The sequence below is a fragment of the Rhodanobacter sp. B2A1Ga4 genome (genome assembly GCF_018101315.1).
GTDB classification, from domain to species: domain Bacteria; phylum Pseudomonadota; class Gammaproteobacteria; order Xanthomonadales; family Rhodanobacteraceae; genus Rhodanobacter; species Rhodanobacter thiooxydans_A.
This window is the reverse complement of sequence record NZ_JADBJR010000006.1, coordinates 22,084-44,372: the sequence shown is the minus strand read 5'-3', so window position 1 is coordinate 44,372 and position 22,289 is coordinate 22,084. Positions and strand designations below refer to the sequence as shown.

Genomic DNA, 22,289 nt, shown 5'->3' with positions numbered 1-22,289 from the left:
CCATGCCACGCTCGCGCCTGTATCGCCTGTTCACCACCCCGCTGCAGCTGACCCGGCGCGGCGTGCTGTATGGCGCGCTGGTGCTGCTGGTGCTGTTGTTCGTGCCATTGATCGTGGCCAGCAGCCGCTGGCTGCACGCCTCGCGGGTCGACCTCACCACCGACAAGCTGTACACGTTGACGCCGGGTACGCTGCATATCGTCGATACGCTGCAGCGGCCACTGCGACTGACCCTGTACTTTTCCGAACACGCCACCCGCGACCTGCCGCAGCTGCGCAGTTACGAACAGCGCGTGCGCGAGATGCTGCAGGAGATGGTGGCGCGCTCGCATGGCCATATCCGCCTGCAGATCATCGACCCGGTACCGTATTCCGACGACGAAGCCAGCGCCGAGGGCAACGGCCTGACCGCGGCGAACGGCGGCAGCAACGGCGAGCGGGTGTTCTTCGGCCTGGCTGGCAGCGCCATGTCCGGCGGTGTCGAGAACGAAGGCAGCGACGACCGCGTGCCGGAGAAGACGCTGGCGATCGCCTTCTTCGACCCGGCCCGCGAGGCCTTCCTGGAATACGACATCGCCAAGCTGCTGTACGAGTTGAACCAGACCAGCAAGCCGCCGATCGGGGTGATCAGCTCGCTGCCGGTCGAAGGCAACCCAATGCTCAGCGAGCAGCCGTGGACGGTGCTGCAGCAGCTCGGCCAGCTGTTCGACGTGAGGACGCTGGAGGCATCGACGCTGCAGAAGGTCGACGACAGCATCAAGGTGCTGCTGCTGATCCATCCCAAGCGACTGCCGGCCGATGCGCAGTACGCGATCGACCAGTACGTGCTGCGTGGCGGCCATCTGGTGGTGTTCGTCGATCCCGATGCGGAGCTCGACACCTCGCCATACGCGCCGGACAGCACCACTTTCCCCGACCACGGCTCCGACCTGCCGCGGCTGTTCAAGGCCTGGGGCGTGAGCTACGACCCGCACAAGGTGGTGCTGGACCGCGCCCGTGCGCTGCAGATCGAACTGGCCGGCAGCAGCCTCAACCATCCGGCGATGCTCGACCTGGGCGCGCAGGAACTGAACCGCAACGACGTGGTCACCGCCAGTTTGCAGCGCATCAACGTGTCCACCGCGGGTTACTTCGACCTGGCCGCGGATGCGCGGACACGGCTGGTACCACTACTGCAAAGCAGTGCGGAGGCCGAGGTGGTGCCGACCCAGCGGGTGCTGGACGCGAGCAGCGACCCGACCACGCTGCTGCAGGATTACAAGCCCGACAACGCGCACTACGTGCTGGCGGCACGCCTGCGCGGCACCTTCGACAGCGCGTTCCCCGAACGGACCGGCGTGGCGGGCCACCGCGCCCGCTCGGCGCCGGATGCCGAGGTGATCCTGGTCGCCGACACCGACCTGCTCAGCGACCGGCTGTGGGTGGAGCCGCAGACCATCCTGGGCCAGACCATGATGCGGATCTTCGCCAACAACGGGGACTTCGTCACCAACCTGGTGGACAACCTCAGCGGCTCCTCGGCGCTGCTGTCGATCCGCGGCCGCTCCACTTCGCAGCGGCCGTTCACGCGGGTGCAGGCCCTGCGCAACGTGGCCGACCAGAAATTCCTGCAGAAGGAGCGGGAGCTGGAGCAGGAACTGGCCGATACCCGGCGCCGGCTGGACGAGCTGCAGCCGGCCAAGGGCAGCCGCGGCGGCACCGCCAGCGCCGAGCAGCGCCGCGAGATCGAGCAGTTCCGCCAGCGCCAGCTGGCGATCAACAAGGAATTGCGCGACGTGCAGCATCAGCTCAACGCGGAGATCGACGCGCTGGGCCTGCGCCTGAAGTTCATCAACATCGTGCTGGTGCCGGCGCTGGTGGTGCTGCTCGGCCTGTTGTACGGCTGGCGGCGTACCCGCTACAGCCGCCGGCGCCGGTGAAGGCGGCGATCTGCCGCAAGCCCGCGGCTGACTCCGCCGGCGCGCGGCATTATGCTGGGCGGTCGCCGGCCGTCGCCGGTGCAGACTGAAGTGCCGTTGCAGTGACCGCTACCTTGCTGAAATGGATCGTGCCGTGGGAGTTCTCGTGGGTGCTGCTCGCGTGCTTCGTGACGGCCGCCGTGCTGTACCTGCGCGGCAGTCGCCGGCGGCCGGTCGGTTTCGGCCGCAAGCTGGCGTTCTGGTGCGGCATGGCGATCATCTACCTGTCGCTGCACACCTACCTGGACTACTACGCCGAGCATGAGTTCTTCATGCACCGCATCCAGCAGTTGCTGCTGCACCACATCGCGCCGCTGCTGATCGTCACCGCCTACCCGGCCACGGTGTTGCGCGCCGGCCTGCCGCTGGCCTGGCGGCTGCGCCTGCTGCGGCCGCTGCAGCGTTCATGGCCGTGGCGGCTGGTCAGCGGCGTGCTGTTGAATCCCACCGTGGCGACGCTGCTGTTCATCGCCTTCATCCTGGTCTGGCTGATCCCGTCCATGCAGACGCTGGCGATGCTGGACTGGCGCATCTACCGCTTCATGAACTGGAGCATGCTGGTCAGCGGCTTCGCCTACTGGTCGCTGGTGCTGGACCACCGGCCGCATCCGCCGGGGCGGATGACCGCCGGACTGCGCGTGCTGTCGCCAGCGATCACCATGACGCCGCAGATCGTGGCCGGCGCGATCATCACGTTCTCCAAGACCGACCTCTACCCGATCTTCGAGATCTGCGGTCGCGCGTTCACCTTCAACGTGCTGACCGGGCAGCTGATCGGCGGCGTGATCATCTGGGTACCGTCGGCGCTGGTGGAGTCGATCGGCGGCCTGATGGCGCTGCGCCTGTGGCTGCGGCTGTCGCGCAACGGGCGGTTGCCGCGCAAGCCGCCGCATCGGCCGGCCGGCCGTCGTGCAGCGGTGGTCGACACGGTCGTGTCGGACTGAGCGTTACGCCGCGGCTCAGTGGCCGTGTGGCATCGCGCCGTGATCCATCGCCGGCATCGCGTGATCGTCGCCCGCATCCATGGCATTGGCCGGCCGCGCGACGAAGTCGGTGGCCAGCGTGCTGCCGTCAGCGAACTTCAGTGTCAGTCGCACCGTGTCGCCGGGTTTCACCGGCGTGTGTGCCCGCATCAGCATCAGGTGGTAACCGGCCGGGGCCAGCACGGCCTTGCCATGCGCCGGCACGTTCAACGCGTCGACCATGGTCATCCGGCTCATGCCACCTTCGGTCGAACTGTGATGCAGCATCACCTCGGCATACACGCTGCTGCTGGCGCCGCTCAGCGCGACCGGCTGGTCGCCGTCGTTCTCCAGCGTGACATAGGCGCCGGCCGGCAGCGTGCCGGGCAGCACGCGGATCCAGGCGTGGCTGGCGCGGATGTGCCCGGCGTCGGTGGCGTGGACACCGCCGGCCAGCAGCAGGCCGGACAGCAGCAACGACAGCGTGGATGTCTTCATGGCGTGGCTCCGGTGTCGAGCAGCAGGTGCAGGTCGTGCACCAGGTCGTCCTGCGAGGCGGACGGGGTGGCCAGCACGCGCGCGTGGCCGTCGCGATCGAACACGTAGATCGCCGAGCTGTGACTGACTTCGTAGGTGCCGTCGGCCGAACTCGGCTCGCGGGTGAACGCCGAGCGATAGCGCTTGCTCAAGGCCTCCACCGCGCGTGCATCGCCGACCAGGCCGACCGCGCGCGGGTCGAACGCGTTGACGTAGGCATGCATGATCGCCGGCGTATCGCGCGCCGGGTCGACGCTGACGAACAGGATCCGCGCGCCGTCGGCCAGGGGCCCCAGCCGCTGCATCACCACGTGCAGCTGCGCCAGGGTCAGCGGGCAGACGTCGGGGCAGTGGGTGTAGCCGAAGTACAGCAGCGCCACCTTGCCGCGATAGTCGGCGCCGGTGACGGCCTTGCCGTTGTCGTCGGTGAGCTTGAAGTCGAGGTCGGGCATGTGCCCGCTGATGTTGGTCAGCCGGAACGGCAGTGGCTCGCCGCGGTGACAGCCGCCCAGCAGCAGGCCGGCGGCAAGCAGCAGCAACAACAGGGTGGGGCGCAGCCAGTGGCGGGGCTTCATGCGAGAATCCTGGGTCTTCATCCGTTCAAGCATACGACACCGGCCGGGTTGCCGGGTTCGCCGACCGAGGGGTACGAACACGATGCGACAAACTATCGGTACCCGTATCGCCCTGCTGGTCGGTGTGGCCGGTGCCAGTGCGGTGCTGCTGGGCGCGTTCGGCGCGCATGCATTGCGCGGTGTGCTCGATGCCCGCGGCAGCGAGCTGTGGCACACGGCGGTGGACTACCACGTGTGGCATGCGCTGGCGCTGGCCATGGCGGCCGGGCTGGGGCGCGGCCGCAGCGGGCGGATCGCGATGGGAGCATTCGCCGCTGGCATCGTGCTGTTCAGCGGCAGCCTGTATGCATTGGCACTGGGTGCGCCGCGCTGGGTCGGCATCATCACGCCATTCGGCGGGCTCGCCTTCGTCATCGGCTGGCTCGCGCTCGGCTGGACATTGCGCACCCGCAACGAATAATTCCTGAAGGTGTCATCCGGCAGTCATGACCGGCTGCGATGGTGTCCGCATGGAAACGCAGGCTGCCCTTTGGCATCGCTCCCATGCGACATGGTCGCGCAGCCATCTCTTGCGCGGGCTCGGCCTGGTTCTGCTCGCCGCGTTGTTGGCATGTCTGGTGTGGTCGTGGTCTGCGGCTCCTGCCGGAACGACAGAGACCCGTTCAATCAGTCAACTGGTGCACTGGCAGGACGCCGGTCATGACTGGTTGCTGGTGGTCGATCCGGCAACCCGCGAACTTGTCGTTTACGACGCCAACAATGGTCGCCCGCTGGAGCGTCTGGGCGCGGACGATGGCCTGCCTGACGTGCAGTCGATCGCGCAACGGGGGTCGCTGCTGTTCGTGACGGGCAGGCAGCCGGAGCAAGTGCACCTGCTGAAGCTGCCCCAATTGCAGGAAGTGGCCTTCAACGCCCGTTGAGCGAATCAGGCCATGCCGGCCAGCGGCATGGCCACGTGCAGTACCAGGTCGGCGCAGAAGTGCGCCAGCATCGCGTGCTCCAGGCCGTACTTCCAGAACAGTGTGCCGCTGACAACGCCTACCACGGCATTCAACAACACGATTCTGCCGATCAACAGCGGCGTGTGCGCCATGCCGGTGGCGAATGCCGCCGGCAGATGGCCGGCGCCGAACAGCAGGGCGGCCAGCACGATGGCGACCACGAACATCCACGACCTTGCCTGCCGCCGGGACGTCCATGCCAGCAGCCAGACGAACAGGCTGACCAGGAACAGGCGGCACTCGGTCTCCTCGACGATGCTGCCGTAGAACGAAGCCAAGCCACCCCGCCAGGCCGAGTCGAGCGCCGCGTGGGCATCAGTGGCATGCCAGGGTGATCCGATCAGGTCGATGCCAATCACCACCAGCGCACTCACTGCGCCGAGCACCACAGCCAGCCACCAGTGCGACTGCCGGCCTGGCTCGCGCGGTTGGCGATAGACCCATGCGCGCAGCCATGGTGCGTCCAGTCGATGGCGGGCACCGAGGAACAGGCCCAGCCAGCCGAGCAGCCAGCACAGCACGCCGGCTTGCAGCGCCTGCGCGCCCAGTACCACCCACAGTGGAACGGGCAGCAGCGCAAACTTCAGCGGCATCAGCGCCATCAGATACGGGCTCAGCGCGAGCGTGGCGAGAACTCCCGCCACGCCAAGCAGCAGCGCCAGTTTCAGGTGTGGCTCGCGCACTGGCAGTTCAGGCGGCGTCATGTTCATGGCTCAATCCAGCGACGCCGATGGAAACGGCAAGCTTCAGCATGACTTTTCCCCTTCGATCAAATCAGTCGTGGTCGTCATCCGTCACGGGGTCCGGCTTGCCGGGTTTCAGGCGGCCGGCCTTGCGCAGCGCCTCGCGCAACACGTATTCGATCTGTGCGTTGACGCTGCGCAACTCGTCGTCCGACCAGCGCTGCATCGCATCCAGCACGGCGGCGCTGATGCGCAGCGGGTAGGCTTTTTTCTCGGCGGCCATCGTGACGCGTCAGTACAACGTGCCGGTGTTCAATACCGGCTGGGTGCCGCGCTCGCCGCACAGCACCACCAGCAGATTGCTGACCATCGTGGCCTTGCGCTCCTGGTCGAGTTCGACGACGCCCTGCGCGCGCAGTTGCTCCAGCGCCATGCCGACCATGCTGACCGCACCTTCGACGATGCGTGTGCGGGCGGCGATGATCGCGCCAGCCTGCTGCCGCTGCAGCATTGCCTGGGCGATTTCCTGGGCGTAGGCGAGGTGGCTGATGCGCGCCTCGACCACCTGCACGCCGGCCTTGCCGAGGCGGGCCTGGATCTCGTCGCGCAAGTGCGAGTTGATCACCTCGCCGTGGCTGCGCAGCGACGGCTTGCCGTCGTCGTGGGCGTCGTACGGGTAGCTCTGTGCCATCTGGCGCAGCGCCGACTCGCTCTGGATATGCACGAAGTTTTCGTAGTCGTCCACGCAGAACACGGCCTCGGCGGTGTCGATCACCTGCCACACCACCACCGCGGCGATCTCGATCGGATTGCCGTCGCTGTCATTGACCTTCAGCTTGCCGCTCTCGAAGTTGCGCACGCGCAGCGAGATGCGACGGCGGCTGCAGAACGGGTTGGTCCAGCGCAGGCCTTCCGTGCGCACGCTGCCGGCGTACTTGCCGAACAGCTGCAGCACCTGGCCTTCGTTCGGCGCGACCTGGAAGAAGCCCTTGAGCAGGAAGGCGTCGATGGCGATCAGCAGCACGCCGCCGAACAACGGCACGACGGGCGGTGCGTCCGGCTGGCCGTGGATGGCGCCGACCACCAGCCACACGCCGATGGCGGCCAGGACCAGGCAGAAGCCGACGAAGGGAATGCCGGCGACGGAAAAACCTTGATGTTCGTTCATGAGTGGTCTCCCAAAGGCAGGATAATTAGATATCAAAATGATATCTAACACAAGGGGGTCGTTCTGCCGGCACGGGCTATGCGGGTAGCCGCTTACAATGCAGGTTTGCCACCCCGGAGAACCCGATGAAGCCCTTTGGCACCCCCCGTTCCGACCACGCGCTGCGCGTGCTGCTGCTTGGCGCCGGCGAGCTGGGCAAGGAGGTGGCGATCGAGCTGCAGCGTTACGCGGTGGAAGTGATCGCGGTGGACCGCTACGCGAACGCGCCGGCGATGCAGCTGGCCCATCGCAGCCACGTGATCGACATGCTGGACGGCAAGGCGCTGCGCGCGGTGATCGAACAGGAACAGCCCGACCTGGTGGTGCCGGAGATCGAGGCGATCCACACGCCGACCCTGATCGAACTGGAAAAGGAAGGGCAGCGGGTGATCCCGACCGCCCGCGCGGCGTGGCTGACCATGGACCGCGAAGGCATCCGCAAGCTGGCCGCCGAGGAACTGGCATTGCCGACGTCGCCGTACCGCTTCTGCGACGACGAGGCACAGTACCGCGAGGCGGCGGCCGCGATCGGCTACCCGTTCGTGATCAAGCCGGTGATGAGCTCCTCCGGCAAGGGCCAGAGCGTGGTGCGCGGCGCCGACGCGCTGCAGCAGGCGTGGGATTACGCGCAGTCCGGCGGGCGCGCCGGCAAGGGGCGGGTGATCGTCGAGGGCTTCGTCGACTTCGACTACGAGATCACCATGCTGACCGTGCGGCACGTCGATGGCGTCAGCTTCTGCGCGCCGATCGGCCACCGCCAGGAAGAGGGCGACTATCGCGAGTCGTGGCAGCCGCAGCCGATGAGCGACGCCGCGCTGGCCGAGGCGCAGCGGCAGGCGGCCGCGGTCACCGGCGCGCTGGGCGGCTGGGGCGTGTTCGGCGTGGAGTTCTTCGTGAAGGGTGATGCGGTGATCTTCTCCGAGGTCAGCCCGCGGCCGCACGACACCGGCCTGGTCACCCTGATCTCGCAGGAGTTCTCCGAGTTCGCGCTGCATGCGCGGGCGATCCTCGGCCTGCCGATTCCGGTGATCCACCAGTACGGGCCCTCGGCCTCGTGCGCGGTGCTGGTGGAAGGCGACGGCGCGGGGCCGCGCTACCACGGCGTGGCCGCAGCGCTGGCCGAGCCGGACACGCAGCTGCGCATCTTCGGCAAGCCCGAGGTGAAGGGCCGCCGGCGCATGGCGGTGACGCTGGCGCGCGCCGGCACGCTGGAGGCGGCGGTGGGCAAGGCGGTGCGCGCGGCGGGCCATCTGCGCATCGAGTTGTGAGCGCGGGCGTCCGGGCAGCCTGATGCGATAGGCTTGGCGGTGGCGGTCACGGTCGTCGTCACCGGCATTCGATTGACGAAAGGAGAGGACGGATGGAATCCACCGGCTTTGCGCACTGGCTGATCGTGCTGGTCGAACTGGTCACGACGTTTGCCATGCTGATGCTGGCGCTGGCGGTGGTGGTGCTGGCGGTGACCTGGGTGGTCGACCGCAACCAGACCGGCAACGCGGTGCTGCGCAATTTCCCGGTGATCGGCCACTTCCGCTACTGGTTCCTGCACCTGGGCGAGTTCTTCCGCCAGTACCTGTATTCCAGTGACCGTGAGGAAATGCCATTCAACCGCGCCCAGCGCACCTGGGTCTATCGCGCCGCGAAAAACGTCGACAACACCAACGCCTTCGGTTCCAGCCGCGACCTGCGTGGCGAGGGCGTGCCGTTCTTCGTCAACGCGCCGTTTCCCGACCTGGGCGTGGATCACGTCGAGCCGGTGCCGGTGACGATTGGTCCGTACGCGCGTGAACCGTACAGCCATGCGGCGTTCTTCAACATCTCGGCGATGAGCTTCGGCGCGCTGTCGGCGCCGGCGGTGCGTGCGCTGTCGCGCGGCGCGGCCAAGGCCGGCATCTGGATGGACACCGGCGAGGGCGGCCTGGCGCCGTATCACCTCGAAGGCGGCTGCGACATCATCTTCGAGATCGGCACCGCCAAGTACGGCGTGCGCACGAGCGACGGCAAACTCGACGACGACAAGCTGCTGGCGATCTGCGCGCACCCGCAGGTGAAGATGGTCAGCATCAAGCTCGGCCAGGGCGCCAAGCCGGGCATGGGCGGCCTGCTGCCCGGCGCCAAGGTCACCGCCGAGATCGCCGCGATCCGCGGCATTCCGGTCGGGGAGGATTCGCAGAGCCCGAACCGCCATCTCGATATCGGCAACGTCACGCAGCTGATGGATGCCATCGCGCACATCCGCGAGCTCACCGGCAAGCCGGTCGGTTTCAAGGCGGTGCTCGGCGGGGTGGAGTGGATCGGCGAGCTGTGTGACGAAGTGCGCAAGCGCGGCATCGAGAGTGCGCCGGACTTCATCATCGTCGACGGCTCCGAGGGTGGTACCGGCGCCGCGCCGCAGACCCTGATGGAAGGCGTCGGCCTGCCGCTGCACGAGGCACTGCCGGCGCTCCTCGACATGCTGATCGTCAAGGGCCTGCGCGAGCGCATCAAGGTAGTCTGCTCGGGCAAGTGCATCACCGCCTACGACGTGGCGTGGGCGCTGTCGATCGGCGCGGACTTCGTCAACTCCGCGCGTGGTTTCATGCTGGCGCTGGGCTGCATCCAGTCGCTGCAGTGCAACCGCAACACCTGTCCCACCGGCATCACCACGCAGAACCCGAAACTGCAGCGCGGCCTGGTGGTCAGCGACAAGAGCGAGCGGGTGTACCACTACGCGAAGAACCTGATGCACGAAGTCGGCATCATCGCGCACAGCTGCGGCGTCAGCGAGCCACGCCAGCTCAATCGCGGCCACTGCCGTGTGGTGGGTGACGACGGCCTGTCGATCCCGCTGGAGAAACTGTTTCCGTACCCGCAGCCGCAGGCGTCGGGGCTGGAGACCCGGTAGGGCACTGCCCGCCGCTGGTTTCGCATGGGGCGGCAGGCACGGCCTGCCCTACGGCATCGCGACCCAGCCCTCGGCCGTGCGGATCTGCAGTGGCCTGAATCGCCGCTTGTAATCCATCTTCGGATGGCCGTCGATCCAGAAGCCCAGGTACAGCCATGGCAGGTTGCGGCGGCGGGTCAGTGCCACCTGCTGCAGGATCGCGTAGGTGCCCAGGCTGCGTGTGGTTTCGTCGGGGTCGTAGAAGGTGTAGACCGCTGACACGCCGTTGGGGCAGATATCGGTGACCGCCACCGCGAGCAGGCGTTCGCCCAGGCGCAACTCCATGAACAGGGTGGGGCTCCACGGTGCGGTGAGGAAGCGGCGGAAGTCGCTGGCCTCGGCATCGTCCATGCCGCCGCCGGCATGGCGGCTCTGCAGGTAGCGTTCGTACAGCGTGTGGCGCTCGCGGTTGTAGCCGGGGAGCGACTCGCTGAGCACGAGGTCGGCGTTGCGCTTCAGGCAGCGGCGCTGGGTGCGGTCCGGCCGGAAGTTCGCCACGTCGATGCGGCACGGCGTGCAGGCGTGGCACTGCGCGCAGTGCGGGAAGTACAGGTGGCCACCGGCGCGACGGAAGCCGCGTTCGAGCGCCGGGCCGTACAGTTTGTCGAGGTTCGGCGCGGCTGGATCCAGCACCAGGTTCTGCGCCGTGCGATCGGCATAATAGCCGCACGCGTGGGGCAGGGTCTGGAACAGACGGACTTGGTCGGAACGGCGCATCTCCCGATTCTATGCCCACGCGGCGGGCGTCGCACCATCGGGTTCAGAGCACCCGCAAATAGCGCAGCATCGCCATGGCGAGTACGGCCAGCACCGCCAGCAGCACGATGCGGCGGGCGCGGGCCACCGTATGCGCGCGCCGGTCGGCCGGGGTGGGATTGCGTGCGGCGGCCAGCTCCTCGCCATGGCGGATCACCGGCTCGATGCCGATCTCGCGCAGCAGGGTGCGCGCCTTGGTGTAGTCGTCGGCGTGGGTGATCCACACCTGCGCCCAGCTGCTGCGGTCGTCCTGCCGCTGCGAATAGCTGAAACGCTGCCAGGTCGGCCGGTTGTAGTTGGACCGATTGGCCACGGTGGCCTCGATGCCGTGTTCGGCCATCAAGGCGACCACGGTATCGATGTTTTCCTGGCGGGGTGAGGTATAGATCTGGCGCATGGCTGCAGTTTACTCAGTCGCCGCGCACGCGGATCAGGCCTTCCTGGGCGGAAGAGGCGACCAGCCGGCCATCGCGACTGAAGATCTGCCCGCGCGCCAGGCCGCGACCGCCCTGTGCGGTGGGGCTGTCGAACGAATACAGCAGCCATTCGTCGACGCGGAACGAGCGGTGGAACCACAGCGCATGGTCGAGGCTGGCCATCTGCACGTTGTGGGTCATGTACGAGATGCCGTGTGGCAGTGTGGCGGTGCCGATCAGGTGGAAATCCGAAGCGTACGCGAGCAGCGCGCGATGCAGGATCGCCGCGTCGTCGATCGGCGCGGTGAGCCGGAACCAGATGTGCTGGATCGGCGGGCGCTTGACCGGATGCAGCTCGTCGCGCGGCCACACCTGGCGGAACTCGAACGGGCCATCGATGCCGAGCCAGCGCTGCAGCTTCACCGGCAGTCGCGCCAGTTCGTCCGGCGGCAGCGGATGCAGCGGTTCGATGTCTTCTGGCGCCGGCACTTTCGGCATGCTGGTCTGGTGTTCCACACCCGGCTCGGGCAGCTGGAACGAGATCGAGCCGTTCAGGATCGGCTGGCCATGCTGGATCGCCACCACCCGCCGCGAGGAAAACGTGCCGCCATCGCGGGTGCGCTCCACGCTGTACACGATCGGCGCCTCGATGTCGCCGGCGCGCAGGAAATAGGCGTGCAGCGAATGCGCTTCGCGCGACGGGTCGACGGTCTGCTGCGCCGCCGCCAGCGCCTGCCCCAGCACCTGGCCGCCGAACACGAAGCGGGTGCCGATGTCGCGGCTCTGGCCGCGGAACAGGTTGTCCTCCAGCCGTTCCAGCTGCAGCAGCTCGACAAGTTCGGCAACGTGGTCTTCGCTCATGGCGTGTCCTTGCAGGGGGCGCCAGTATAGCGGTGGCGGCGCCCGAACCCGTGGACAGGCGAGGAGGCGACGCCGGGTCATGCCCGGCGCCGCCACCGTGCGGCAGGTGCAGGCCTGGCCGCTTACGATTGCGCTTCCGCCTCGCGCAGCTTCTGCGCGCACTCCTCGCAGCAGACTTCGACGGTGCGGCCGCCGATGGTGACCTTGATGGCGTTGCCATCGAGCGGGTAGTCGCAGGCGGCGCAGGTGGTCTCGTTCATGCTTGGTCTCCGGTAGATGCCCGGGATCGGGCAGGCACAGAAGACCACCGGCCGCCGACGGCGGCTGTCAGGATCTTTAGTGATTCACGACGAGCGCGACAGCGCGGCCTGGCGGAATGCCGTGGGCGTGCGGCCGTAGGCCTGGCGGAAGGCGGCACTGAAATGGCTGTGGTTGGAGAAGCCCAGGTCCTGCGCCAGCGCGGCGACGTCCTCGCAGTCGGCCACACGGTCCAGCGCGCGGGCCAGGCGCAGGCGTAGGTGGTAGCGGTACAGCGGCATGCCTTCGACCTGCTGGAAGGCCTGGGTGAGGTAGACCGGCGAGCCGCCGACTTCCGCGGCGATATCCGCCAGCGCCCAGCGCCGGGTGAGGTCGCTGGCGAGCAGCAGTTTGGCCCGGTCCACCAGTCGTTGCCGCGCACGGGTCGCGCCGGGCGCATGGGTGGTGCGCGGGCCGAGGCTGCGGCACACCAGGGTCAGCGCCAGGCTCTCGGCCTCCAGCGGCTCGATGCCGCCGTTGCGCAGGCTGTGGCGCAGCAGCGCCACCAGCACCTGTGCGCGCTCGTCGATGCGCAGCGCCTGGTGGCGGAACACGGGCTGGTCGCGCCGCTGCAGCATCGCGACCGGCGCAAGCTCGCGCAGCAGCGGCTGCGACACCGACAGCGACAGGCAGGCATCGCCGCCGGCCGCCGGGTGGCTGACCTGATAACTCTCGCCGGCGTTGAAGAACAGCACGTGGTTGGCGTCAGCCACCGATTGCGTGCTACCGACGTGGCGCAGGAACAGCCCGCGATACGGGAACACCAACTGGGTGGCGGCGGCGCATTCCTCGGCGCCGCGATGGCGGCAGGCGCCGCGGCAGCACACGTCGTGCACCGCGACGGTGGACGATTGCAGCAGCGGCTGGGCGTCGAACTCCGGCATGGCGGTGGGTCGAGGGAAGCTCGACGCAGTCTAGCGCAGGCGCTGCAGGCCGCAGGCCGGGACGATGGCGTCCCATGGAAACATCGGGCCGGGATCGAGCTTGCGATGAACTTCGAGCGCGGAATCGTCGCTGGCCGGCATCAACGCGGTGTCCAGATCCTCGTGCCCGGCGATCTGGCGCAGGTTCGGAAATTCGACACGCAACTGCGCCAGCAGGGCGCGCAGTGCGGCGATCTGCGCATCGGCGTATGGCTCGTCCATCTGCTGGTGGCGCGAATCCCACCAGTGCGGATAGCGGCCCCGGTTGACCAGCTCGATGCCGATCGAGTTCGGGTTGTGGCCGCGCACGTGGTTCGCCACGCGGGTGCCGGGCACGTAGCGATACACCGCACCGTCGCGGTCGACGTAGTAGTGGCCGCTGTTGCCGGCGCCACTGGCGTGCAGCACCTTCTCGCCGTACTCGCGCGCCAGCGCCAGGTCCGGCAGCTCGGTGCAGTGGATCACCACCAGTTCGACCGCGTCGGCCGGGCGCTCGGGCAGGAGGTCGACGTAGGGCAGCGGCTGCTCGTGGATGCTCAGGCTCATGCGCGGCAGTTTCGCATGCGCCAAGGCCCCGCGGAAACGCCGCCTGTTACCATGCGCGCCTTGCTTCCAGCAGTTTCATGGAGACGCGCCATGCGCGGCCAGATCATTCTTTCGCACGGCTCGGACTCCAGTCCGGACGCCACCAAGGTCAGCGCGCTGGCCGCACTGGCCGAATCGCTGGGCTGGCGCACGCAGCGACCGGACTACCGCGCCGACGATGCACGCGGCTTTGCCGGATCGGTGGCGCCGCGGATCGCCCGCCTGCGCGCCACCATCGAGGCGCTGGGCGCGCCGCCGCTGCTGGTCGGTTCCAGCATGGGTGCATTCGTTTCCGGCCTGGTCTCGCTGGACGTGCCGGTGGCCGGCTTGCTGTTGCTGGCCACGCCCAGCGAAATCCCCGGCTACGCACGCTCGTTCGACCTGCGTGCCGGCGTGCCCACGATGCTGATCCATGGCTGGCGTGATGAGGTCTGTCCGCTCGCCGGCGTGCATGCGTTCGCCGCGAAGCGCCGGCTGCCGTTGCTGGTGCTGGACGACGACCATCGACTGGGTGCCAGCATGGCGATGATCGACGCGCAGTTCCGCCATCTGCTCGACCAGCTGGCGACCGCCGCATGAACCACTATTTCGCCACCTGCCCCAAGGGCATGGAATACCTGCTGCGCGACGAACTGGTCGCGCTCGGCGCCAGTGACGTGCGCGAGGCGCTGGCCGGCGCACATTTCTCCGGCACGCTGGGAACCGCGTACAAGGCCTGCCTGTGGTCGCGCCTGGCCAGCCGCATCCTGCTGCCGCTGGCCGAGTTCGAGGCGGCCGACGACGACGCGCTGTACCGCGGCGTGCAGGACATCGACTGGAGCCGGCATCTGGCCGCACACGCCACCTTCGCGGTGGACGCCGGCACTGCGCTGAGCAAGCTGACCCACAGCCAGTTCATCGGCCTGCGCACCAAGGACGCGGTGGTCGACCAGTTCCGCCAGCGCGACGGTTCGCGCCCCGGCATCGACACCGACGAGCCGGACATCCGCATCAACGTCCGTGTGCGCCGCGACCGCGCCACGCTGTCGCTGGACCTGGCTGGCTCGCCGCTGCACCGGCGCGGCTGGCGCGAGGAGCAGGGCGAGGCACCGCTGAAGGAAAACCTCGCCGCCGCGATGCTGTTGCGCGCGCACTGGCCCGAGGTCTACGCCGCCGGCGGCGCGCTGCTCGACCCGATGTGCGGCTCGGGCACCTTGCTGATCGAAGGCGCGCTGATGGCGGCCGACGTGGCGCCCGGCCTGCGCCGCGAATACTTCGGCTTCCTCGGCTGGCAGCAGCACGACATCGCGTTGTGGCGTGGCCTGCTGGATGAGGCGAAGCAGCGCGCCGAGACCGGGTTGCGCGGCCTGCGCAGCGTGTTCTTCGGCAGCGACGCCGATCCGCGCATGGTGCAGGTGGCCAAGCGCAATGCGCAGGCCGCCGGCGTGGCCGGTTTCTTCACCCTGGAAAAGCAGGACGTGGCGCATGCCGCACCACCGCCGGGCGTCGACTACGGCCTGGTCATCACCAACCCGCCGTACGGCGAGCGACTCGGTGATCGCGCCGAGATGCCGAAGTTGTACCGCGCGCTGGGCGACACCTTGCGCAACCGCTTCACCGGCTGGCGTGCCGCGGTGCTGGCCGGCGAGGCGGAACTGGGCCGGATGATGCAGCTGCACGCGGACAAGCGTTACACGCTGTACAACGGCGCGCTGGAAACCGTGCTGCTGACCTTCGACCTGAAGCCGCGCGACGAGAAACCGCGCGAGCCGAAGCCGCTGTCGGCCGGTGCGCAGATGCTGAAGAACCGGCTGGAAAAGAACGTCAGGCACCTGCGCAAGCGGCTGGCGCGCGAGGGCATCCATTGCTGGCGTGCCTATGACCAGGACCTGCCCGAGTACGCCGCGGCGATCGACGTCTACGGCGACACCAACGGCGATGACCACCTGCACATCCAGGAATACCGCGCGCCGGCCGACGTTCCCGCCGACGTGGCGCGATTGCGCTTGCGCGAGATCGCCCGCGTGGCCGGCGAGGTGCTCGGCGTGCCGCGCGAGCGCATCGCGATCAAGACCCGCGAACGCGGCAAGGGCGGCTCCAAGTACGGTCAGCTCGACCAGCGCAACGAGTTCATCGAGGTGGAAGAGGGCGGCCTGAAGTTCCTGGTCAACCTCACCGACTACCTCGACACCGGCCTGTTCCTCGATCACCGACTGGTGCGTGCGAAAGTGCGCGAGCTGGCCGATGGCAAGTGCTTCCTCAACCTGTTCGCCTACACTGCCACCGCCAGCGTGCACGCCGCGGCCGGCGGCGCGCTGGAAACCACCAGCGTGGACCTGTCGGCCACCTATCTGGAGTGGGCGTCGCGCAACCTGGCGCTGAACGGCTTTACCGGCACCGATCATCGGCTGATGCAGTTCGACGCGCTGGAATTCCTGCAGCGCGACCGCGGCCATTACGGGCTGATCTTCGTCGACCCGCCGACTTTCTCCAATTCCAAGCGCGCCGAGGATTTCGATGTGCAGCGAGACCACGTGAAGCTGCTGGAAGCCTGCAACGCACGGCTGACCCGTGACGGCGTGATCGTGTTCTCCAACAACTTCCGCCGCTTCAAGCTGGATCGCGAGGCGCTGGAACCGCACTTCGCGATCGAGGACTGGAGCGCGCCCAGCATCCCGTTCGACTTCGCCCGCCGCGCCGACATCCACGGCTGCTGGCTGCTGCGCCGGCGCCCGGCTGTGACGGGGATCAACCCCTGGGATACAGCACACATTAAAAAATGAACCCTTCAGTGCATATTAAGCGTGATCGGACGAGCATCCGTCCCGTACAACGGAGAACGATCATGACCCAACGTTTCAGTGGTGCAGGCAAGCTGGCAGCCATCGGTCTGGCGGTCGCGGCGGCGGTGGCGATGCCGTTGAGCGCTTCCGCGCACGATCATGATGGCTATCGTGGATGGCGTGGCGGCTACCACGGCGGTTACCACGGCTACGACGGTGGTCGTTACCATCACGGCGGCTACTGGAGCGGCGGACGCTGGATCGCCGGCGCCATCGTCACCGGTGCCGTGGCCGGCCTGGTCAGCGACGCGTTGCGTCCCGCACCGGTGTATTACGAGGCACCGGTGGTATACGGCCCGCCGCGGACGGTGATTTACGAGGACGCCCCGGTCGTGCGTCGCCGCGTGGTCGAGACCCGCACCGTGGTGTACGGCGACCCGTACCAGACGCGGTATGTCCGCGGATATGACGACGATGACGATTGATCCGGCGCGCCGGATCATCGCTGCACAGAACGAAGAGCCCGGCATGTCCGGGCTCTTCGCGTGTTGAGGGTCGACAGCATCTCAGTGTGCAGGCAGGGCCGTCGGCAGCTCGGCGCCGCTGCCGTGCCGTGCCGCGTGTTCGCCGAGCTGTTTGAAGCGGGCCTTGTCGATCTTGCTCACCGACTCGATCGCGCATGGCGGCTGGTAGCGCGAGCGCACCGTTTCACCGACCTCGCCGCAGATGCGGCCCCGGTTGACGATGGCGTTGGACGGGTTGGGCCGGAATATAAGCCCGGGCGGCGGCGTGCCCAGTCGCGGGCAGTCGTTCTGCAGCGTCACCAGGTAATGTTTCGGACCGGTGCGCACGATGGCGGTGCGTGCGTCGACGATGTACCACTCGTTGATCTGCGTGGTGTCGATGCAGTCCGCCGCCGGCAGCGGCGAGCGGACCGGCGCTGTCTCGGCGGCCTGCGCGGCACCGGTACCGGTACCGACGACGAGAGCGAGCAGCAGGGGGGGGAGGATCGTTTTCATGGGCGTTACCTCGTCCGTTCGGGTAATACGCATACCGTGATTCGGCCACGGGGCCGTATGTCGGCCCGCACGGGCAGCGGCATGGGGAAGGCCGCTGCAAAGTATCTGCCATCTTCGTATCACAAGAAGTGAACGGTTGACCCGGCATGCTGGTGAATATGCTTTTGAACGATTCGCGCTGCGTGAACCTGCTTGTCGCGATCCCGCGGGCGACCGTGTCAGGGAGCTGGTCGTGACGACCTTGCCGTCGCCCACGCCAGCAAGCGTTGCCTTGCGATTCACGCAGGTGCGGCAACGGACGATGGCGCTGTGCGCCAGCCTCAGCGCCGAGGATCTGCAACTGCAGTCGATGCCCGACGCCAGTCCCGGCAAGTGGCATCTGGCGCATACCAGCTGGTTCTTCGAGCAGTTCGTGCTGGGCCGCGACCCGGCGTACCGGCCGCGCGATCCGGCCTGGCATTACCTGTTCAATTCCTACTACCAGTCGGTCGGGCCGATGCACGCACGGCCGCAGCGCGGGCTGCTGTCGCGGCCGTCGCTGGACGAGGTGTGGGATTACCGTCGCCGCATCGACGACGCGGTGGGCGAACTGCTCGGCCGTGCCGATGACGCGGAACTGCCCGGGCTGGTCGAGCTGGGCCTGCAGCACGAACAGCAACACCAGGAATTGCTGCTGACCGACATCAAGCACGCGTTCTGGTGCAACCCGTTGCAGCCGGCGTATCGCGCACCGATCGTCGCAGCGGATGCGAAAGCGATGCCACTGCGTTTCGTCGCGGGCCGTGAGGGCATCGTCGAGATCGGCCACCGCGGCGAGGGCTTTGCGTTCGACAACGAGACTCCGCGCCACCGCACCCTGCTGCAGCCGCACGCGCTGGCCAACCGCCTGGTGACCAATGCCGAGTATCTGGCCTTCGTGCGCGAGGGTGGCTACCGCGAATCCGGGCTGTGGCTGTCCGACGGCTGGGCCACGGTGCAGCGCGAGGGTTGGCGGCATCCGCTCTACTGGCAGGATGACCTGGCCAGCGAATTCACCCTGGCCGGCGTGCGCGCGCTCGATCCGCACGAGCCGGTCTGTCATCTCAGCTATTACGAGGCCGAGGCGTTCGCGCGCTGGGCCGGCGCGCGGCTGCCCACCGAGGCCGAGTGGGAATCGGCGGCGCAGGGCGTCACGATCGACGGCAACCTGCAGGACGCGCAGCGCTTCCAGCCGCGCGCGGCTGCAGTTGGCGACACCGGCCTGCAGCAGCTTTACGGCGACGTGTGGGAGTGGACCGCTTCGCCCTACGTCAACTACCCGGGCTTCCGTCCGCTGCCTGGTTCGCTGGGCGAGTACAACGGCAAATTCATGTGCGGCCAGTGGGTGTTGCGTGGCGGTTCCTGCGCCACCCCGCGCGATCACCTTCGCGTCACCTACCGCAATTTCTTTCCACCCCATGCCCGCTGGCAATTCGCCGGGCTGAGACTGGGACAGGACCGATGAGCAGCGTGCAACCCTTTGGCATCAGCGACGACGACCGTCGCCCGCCATCGAGCGATCTCCTTGAAGTCGTCCAGCGCGGCCTCGGCGCCCGGCCCAAGCGGCTGCCGTCGTGGCTGTTTTACGACGAGCGCGGCTCGATGCTGTTCGAACGGATCTGCGAGCAGCCGGAGTATTACCTCACGCGCTGCGAGATCGCGCTGATGGATGAGCACGCGGCCGACATCGCCGATGCACTGGGCAGCGACGTGCGCCTGGTCGAGTACGGCAGCGGCAACGCACACAAGACCCACATGTTGCTCGAACACCTGCATGCGCCGGTGGCCTACGTGCCGGTGGAGATTTCGCCGGAGCCGCTCAGGCAAAGTGTCGAGCGGCTCGCGGCGGCGTTCCCGCAGCTGCCGCTGCAGCCGCTGTGCGCGGATTTCAGCAAGCCGCTGCGGCTGCCGATTCCGCCGCGTGCGCCGCGGCGTACCGTGCTGTATTTCCCCGGCTCCACCATCGGCAATTTCGAGAACCGCGAAGCCGCCGTGCTGCTGCGCAAGATGCGCAACGAGATGGGCGACGCCGGCGGAATCCTGATCGGAGTGGATCTGAAAAAGGATCCGGCAGTGATCGAGGCGGCCTACAATGACCGCGCCGGCGTCACCGCCGAGTTCACCCTGAACATGCTGGCCCGGCTCAATCGCGAGATCGGCAGCAACTTCGAGCTGCCGGCGTTCGCGCACCGGTCGCACTACAACCCGATGGCCGGGCGCATCGAGACACACCTGGTCAGCCGCCGCGAGCAGCAGGTCAAGGTCGGCCGCGCGAACGTGCCGTTCCGCGCCGAGGAGGCGATCCAGGTCGAATACAGCTGCAAGTATTCGCTGGAGGATTTCGCCGCGCTGGCCGCCCGCGCCGGGCTGGCCGTGAAGCACGTGTGGACCGATCCGCAACGGATGTTCAGCGTGCAGTATCTGGTGCGCGCCAGCGCCGCGGCGCGCTGATGCAGCGACCGCTTGTTGCCGGTTCTTCGCAGCGCGGGCACGGCCGCCGGCTTTTGATCCCGTGACGCACAGCGGCGGACAGCGTCCGCCCTACGGAGCCGGCGAGACGCGCGTCATCAGTGGATGCCGTACAACGCCTTCACGTCGCGGGTCAGCGCGGCCTGGCTGTCCGCCCGTGCGTAGAACATGTGGCCGCCGGGATAGTTCTTCACCTGCACGCGCGTGGGGTCGCCCATCGCCGGCATCTGGTCGACGATCAGCACCGAAGCCATGAACGGGCAGGACAGGTCGTCCCAGCCGTGCGCGATCAGCACGCGCAGGCCCGGGTCGTTTGCGACCGCTTCGCGCAGTTGCGATACCGAACCCTTGTTCGCGTCCTCGTCTTCATGCCACAGCTTGTTCACCTCGTAGCTGAGCGCGTTGTAGCGGCCGTCGTACTTCCAGCCGACCGTCTGGGTGACGAAGTTGACCATCGCCGTGGTGGTGGGCGCGATGATGCCATTGAGGATCGGGTCGCCGGTCTGCTGGTGCGGCGCGTAAGGGAACGGGTCCCAGGCGGTGACGTTGGAGTCGTAGCGGCTGCCCAGCTTGCCCTCGGCGCGGTACACCTCGCGCAGGTAGGCCTGAGTCTCGATGCGGCCGCCGGAGCGCTTCACGAACAGTGGGTCGAGTCCTGTCAGCTCGGTGACCTTCTTCACCACGCGCTCGGTGGCCTGCGGGTCGGAGCGGCCGCGCATCAGGTCGCTGGCGTATTCGCCGCGGGTGTATTCGACGATCGGCGCCATTGCCGCGGCGCTGAGCTTGTGTTCGCGTTCCAGGTGCGCGGCGGCGATCGAGGGCAGGGTGAGCATCCACGGCAGCGGCGACACGTTCTCGTCGTAGTACGCCGCCGGGTCGAGGTAGGGCGACAGCAGCACTACGCCCTTCATCGCCACGCCGAGCCGGGTCTGCAGGTATTCGGTGATGCGCGGGCCGCGAAAGCCGCCGTAGCTTTCACCGACCAGGTACTTGCGCGAGCCCATGCGGCCGTTCTTGACCAGCCAGTCGTAGACGATGCGCGACAGGTACTTGATGTCGCTGTCGGTACTGTAGAACTGCTTGGTCGCTTCCTTGTCGTCGACCAGCGCGCGGCTGTAGCCGGTGCCGACCGGATCGATGAACACAAGGTCGGTGAAGCCCAGCCAGGTGCCGGGGTTGTCGTGCAGCGTGGCCGGGTCGGACGGGTTGTCGCCCTCGACGCCGAAGTTCACCTTCTTCGGCCCGATCGCGCCGAGGTTCAGGTACACCGACGAGGCGCCCGGACCGCCGTTCAGCGCGAACGTCACCGGGCGATCCTTGCCGGCCATGGTGTAGGCGGTGAACACCACTTCGCCGGTGGTCTTGCCCTTCTCGTCGCGCACCGGCAGCGCGCCGACGGTGACCGTGTACTTGAGCGTCCTGCCGTCCACCGTGGCCGATTGCGTCACGTGTGCATCGGCCGGCAGCGGCGGCAGATGGAAGCCATCGCTGCCGGCCGACTCCGGTGCTGCCGGCTTGTGGGTGTCGGCGGCGAAGGCCGGGGCGGCGCTGGAGACGGCCAGCACTAAGGCCGCCAGCAGGACAGATCGCAGGGACTGGTGCACGGTTTTTCCTCGCGGGCGAAAGCGGCCAGCTTAACCGGCGGCGCCGTGGCGGGGGTGTGCGTAAAGGCATGGGTGATCGCGGTCAGCGCCGCGCCGTCGCCGCGGGCTCCAGCCTGCCGAACGATGGCGCCATGCGCTCCATCCACCGCTCGAACGCCAGCATGAAGTTCTGCAGCGACTGCATGGTGGCCAGGTCCGTCAGCGCGCCATCTGCATCGAAGCGGCTGGCTGCGTTCGCCACGAACAGGGTCGGCGTGGGCATCACCAGGGCGCCGCAGGTATGCAGCACCTGGCGCAGCGAGGCCTGCGCCAGGCGCGTACCCCACGGGCCGCTGCTGGCGCCGAGTACGCCGACGGGTTTCTCCGCCAGCACGTCGCCGGCGGGGCTCTCGCGCGACAGCCAGTCCAGCGCGTTCTTCAGCACGCCGGGGATGGCATGGTTGTACTCGGGCGTGGCGATGACCAGGCCGTCCGCGGCGGCGATCGCCGCGCGCAGCGCCTGCACGCCGGCGGGGCCGGCCGGGTCGCGCTGCTCCAGGTCCTCGTCGAACAGCGGTACGGCGGACAGTGCGCCGTACACGTCTAGTTGCAGCGTGGCCGGCGCCTGGGCCACGGCCGCCTGCAACAGGCGGCGGTTCCAGGAATCGCGGCGCAGGCTGCCGGCAAGGCACAGCACGCGGCGGACGGGAGTGGTGTGGAAGGTGGTCATCTCGGTATCTCCGGTGAGCAAAGG

Annotated in this window: 25 protein-coding genes; 11 read left to right on the top strand and 14 right to left on the bottom strand. The window is 67.9% G+C overall.

Annotation, left to right across the window (positions count from 1 at the left end; translation table 11 throughout):
* Positions 1–2 precede the first annotated feature (2 nt).
* Both IMW82_RS15965 and IMW82_RS15960 read left to right on the top strand, forming a co-directional pair.
* Positions 3–1,919 carry a Gldg family protein gene (locus tag IMW82_RS15965; RefSeq protein WP_211005277.1) on the top strand — a complete coding sequence of 639 codons (1,917 nt, stop codon included), beginning with the start codon at positions 3–5 and terminating at the stop codon, positions 1,917–1,919.
* 101 nt (positions 1,920–2,020) lie between these two features.
* Complete coding sequence (locus IMW82_RS15960) at positions 2,021–2,902, top strand: cytochrome c oxidase assembly protein (protein WP_211005276.1); 882 nt, start codon at positions 2,021–2,023, stop codon at positions 2,900–2,902.
* 15 nt (positions 2,903–2,917) lie between these two features.
* Here IMW82_RS15960 and IMW82_RS15955 read toward each other — a convergent pair whose 3' ends face one another.
* Together IMW82_RS15955 and IMW82_RS15950 are read right to left on the bottom strand one after the other, a co-directional pair.
* A complete protein-coding gene (locus tag IMW82_RS15955) occupies positions 2,918–3,418 on the bottom strand; it encodes a copper chaperone PCu(A)C (protein WP_211005275.1) in 501 nt (166 codons plus the stop codon).
* On the bottom strand, positions 3,415–4,032 hold the full coding sequence (locus tag IMW82_RS15950) for an SCO family protein (RefSeq protein ID WP_211005274.1): 618 nt from the start codon (positions 4,030–4,032) through the stop codon (positions 3,415–3,417). Before IMW82_RS15950 ends, IMW82_RS15955 begins: the two co-directional genes overlap by 4 nt.
* A gap of 82 nt (positions 4,033–4,114) precedes the next feature.
* Here IMW82_RS15950 and IMW82_RS15945 point away from each other — a divergent pair, with 82 nt between their 5' ends.
* Positions 4,115–4,492: a DUF423 domain-containing protein gene (locus IMW82_RS15945; RefSeq protein ID WP_211005273.1), complete on the top strand. Its 378-nt coding sequence runs from the start codon at positions 4,115–4,117 to the stop codon at positions 4,490–4,492.
* Positions 4,493–4,541: 49 nt separating this feature from the next.
* Positions 4,542–4,952 (top strand): hypothetical protein, encoded by a 411-nt coding sequence (locus IMW82_RS15940; protein ID WP_211005272.1) that lies wholly within the window; start codon positions 4,542–4,544, stop codon positions 4,950–4,952.
* A 5-nt stretch (positions 4,953–4,957) separates the two neighbouring features.
* Here the strand turns inward: IMW82_RS15940 and IMW82_RS15935 are convergent, their stop codons facing one another.
* The 3 genes from IMW82_RS15935 to IMW82_RS15925 all read right to left on the bottom strand — a co-directional run bounded on the left by IMW82_RS15935 (position 4,958) and on the right by IMW82_RS15925 (position 6,884).
* Positions 4,958–5,743 carry a CPBP family glutamic-type intramembrane protease gene (locus tag IMW82_RS15935; RefSeq protein WP_211005271.1) on the bottom strand — a complete coding sequence of 262 codons (786 nt, stop codon included), beginning with the start codon at positions 5,741–5,743 and terminating at the stop codon, positions 4,958–4,960.
* A 64-nt stretch (positions 5,744–5,807) separates the two neighbouring features.
* A complete protein-coding gene (locus tag IMW82_RS15930) occupies positions 5,808–5,999 on the bottom strand; it encodes an Arc family DNA binding domain-containing protein (protein ID WP_108471128.1) in 192 nt (63 codons plus the stop codon).
* A 9-nt stretch (positions 6,000–6,008) separates the two neighbouring features.
* Positions 6,009–6,884: an SPFH domain-containing protein gene (locus IMW82_RS15925; RefSeq protein ID WP_211005270.1), complete on the bottom strand. Its 876-nt coding sequence runs from the start codon at positions 6,882–6,884 to the stop codon at positions 6,009–6,011.
* A gap of 125 nt (positions 6,885–7,009) precedes the next feature.
* Here IMW82_RS15925 and purT point away from each other — a divergent pair, with 125 nt between their 5' ends.
* Positions 7,010–8,191: a formate-dependent phosphoribosylglycinamide formyltransferase gene (gene purT, locus IMW82_RS15920; protein WP_108471130.1), complete on the top strand. Its 1,182-nt coding sequence runs from the start codon at positions 7,010–7,012 to the stop codon at positions 8,189–8,191.
* Between the two features lie 92 nt (positions 8,192–8,283).
* Positions 8,284–9,807 (top strand): FMN-binding glutamate synthase family protein, encoded by a 1,524-nt coding sequence (locus tag IMW82_RS15915; RefSeq protein ID WP_211005269.1) that lies wholly within the window; start codon positions 8,284–8,286, stop codon positions 9,805–9,807.
* Between the two features lie 48 nt (positions 9,808–9,855).
* On the opposite strand, the gene IMW82_RS15910 is transcribed toward IMW82_RS15915, so the two are convergent.
* The 6 genes from IMW82_RS15910 to IMW82_RS15885 form a co-directional block, all read right to left on the bottom strand.
* Positions 9,856–10,563, bottom strand: a complete 708-nt coding sequence (locus IMW82_RS15910; RefSeq protein WP_211005268.1) for an arginyltransferase — start codon at positions 10,561–10,563, stop codon at positions 9,856–9,858.
* A gap of 43 nt (positions 10,564–10,606) precedes the next feature.
* Positions 10,607–10,999: a DUF2007 domain-containing protein gene (locus IMW82_RS15905; protein WP_211005267.1), complete on the bottom strand. Its 393-nt coding sequence runs from the start codon at positions 10,997–10,999 to the stop codon at positions 10,607–10,609.
* A 13-nt stretch (positions 11,000–11,012) separates the two neighbouring features.
* Positions 11,013–11,879 (bottom strand): acyl-CoA thioesterase II, encoded by an 867-nt coding sequence (locus IMW82_RS15900; protein ID WP_108471134.1) that lies wholly within the window; start codon positions 11,877–11,879, stop codon positions 11,013–11,015.
* Between the two features lie 122 nt (positions 11,880–12,001).
* A complete protein-coding gene (locus IMW82_RS15895; RefSeq protein ID WP_199909816.1) occupies positions 12,002–12,139 on the bottom strand; it encodes a hypothetical protein in 138 nt (45 codons plus the stop codon).
* 84 nt (positions 12,140–12,223) lie between these two features.
* A complete protein-coding gene (locus IMW82_RS15890) occupies positions 12,224–13,060 on the bottom strand; it encodes an AraC family transcriptional regulator (protein WP_211005266.1) in 837 nt (278 codons plus the stop codon).
* 30 nt (positions 13,061–13,090) lie between these two features.
* On the bottom strand, positions 13,091–13,645 hold the full coding sequence (locus tag IMW82_RS15885) for an N-acetylmuramoyl-L-alanine amidase (protein WP_211005265.1): 555 nt from the start codon (positions 13,643–13,645) through the stop codon (positions 13,091–13,093).
* Between the two features lie 90 nt (positions 13,646–13,735).
* Here IMW82_RS15885 and IMW82_RS15880 point away from each other — a divergent pair, with 90 nt between their 5' ends.
* The 3 genes from IMW82_RS15880 (at position 13,736) to IMW82_RS15870 (ending at position 16,931) form a co-directional block, all read left to right on the top strand.
* Positions 13,736–14,263: an alpha/beta hydrolase gene (locus IMW82_RS15880; RefSeq protein ID WP_211005264.1), complete on the top strand. Its 528-nt coding sequence runs from the start codon at positions 13,736–13,738 to the stop codon at positions 14,261–14,263.
* Positions 14,260–16,446 carry a bifunctional 23S rRNA (guanine(2069)-N(7))-methyltransferase RlmK/23S rRNA (guanine(2445)-N(2))-methyltransferase RlmL gene (gene rlmKL, locus IMW82_RS15875; protein ID WP_211005263.1) on the top strand — a complete coding sequence of 729 codons (2,187 nt, stop codon included), beginning with the start codon at positions 14,260–14,262 and terminating at the stop codon, positions 16,444–16,446. Before IMW82_RS15880 ends, rlmKL begins: the two co-directional genes overlap by 4 nt.
* 62 nt (positions 16,447–16,508) lie before the next feature.
* Positions 16,509–16,931 carry a hypothetical protein gene (locus tag IMW82_RS15870; RefSeq protein ID WP_108471138.1) on the top strand — a complete coding sequence of 141 codons (423 nt, stop codon included), beginning with the start codon at positions 16,509–16,511 and terminating at the stop codon, positions 16,929–16,931.
* 81 nt (positions 16,932–17,012) lie between these two features.
* Here the strand turns inward: IMW82_RS15870 and IMW82_RS15865 are convergent, their stop codons facing one another.
* Complete coding sequence (locus IMW82_RS15865) at positions 17,013–17,465, bottom strand: DUF6491 family protein (protein ID WP_211005262.1); 453 nt, start codon at positions 17,463–17,465, stop codon at positions 17,013–17,015.
* Between the two features lie 232 nt (positions 17,466–17,697).
* Between IMW82_RS15865 and egtB the strand changes: the two genes are divergently transcribed.
* A complete protein-coding gene (gene egtB / locus IMW82_RS15860; protein ID WP_211005261.1) occupies positions 17,698–18,948 on the top strand; it encodes an ergothioneine biosynthesis protein EgtB in 1,251 nt (416 codons plus the stop codon).
* Positions 18,945–19,934, top strand: coding sequence for an L-histidine N(alpha)-methyltransferase (egtD, locus tag IMW82_RS15855; RefSeq protein WP_211005260.1), 990 nt, complete (start codon positions 18,945–18,947; stop codon positions 19,932–19,934). The genes egtB and egtD overlap by 4 nt, the downstream gene beginning before the upstream one ends.
* Positions 19,935–20,050: 116 nt before the next feature.
* Here egtD and IMW82_RS15850 read toward each other — a convergent pair whose 3' ends face one another.
* The gene (locus tag IMW82_RS15850) at positions 20,051–21,556 is read right to left on the bottom strand and encodes a peptidase S10 (RefSeq protein WP_211005259.1); all 1,506 of its coding nucleotides are present in this window, start codon (positions 21,554–21,556) and stop codon (positions 20,051–20,053) included.
* Positions 21,557–21,638: 82 nt separating this feature from the next.
* Positions 21,639–22,265, bottom strand: a complete 627-nt coding sequence (locus IMW82_RS15845) for an NADPH-dependent FMN reductase (protein ID WP_211005258.1) — start codon at positions 22,263–22,265, stop codon at positions 21,639–21,641.
* Between the last annotated feature and the right edge of the window lie 24 nt (positions 22,266–22,289).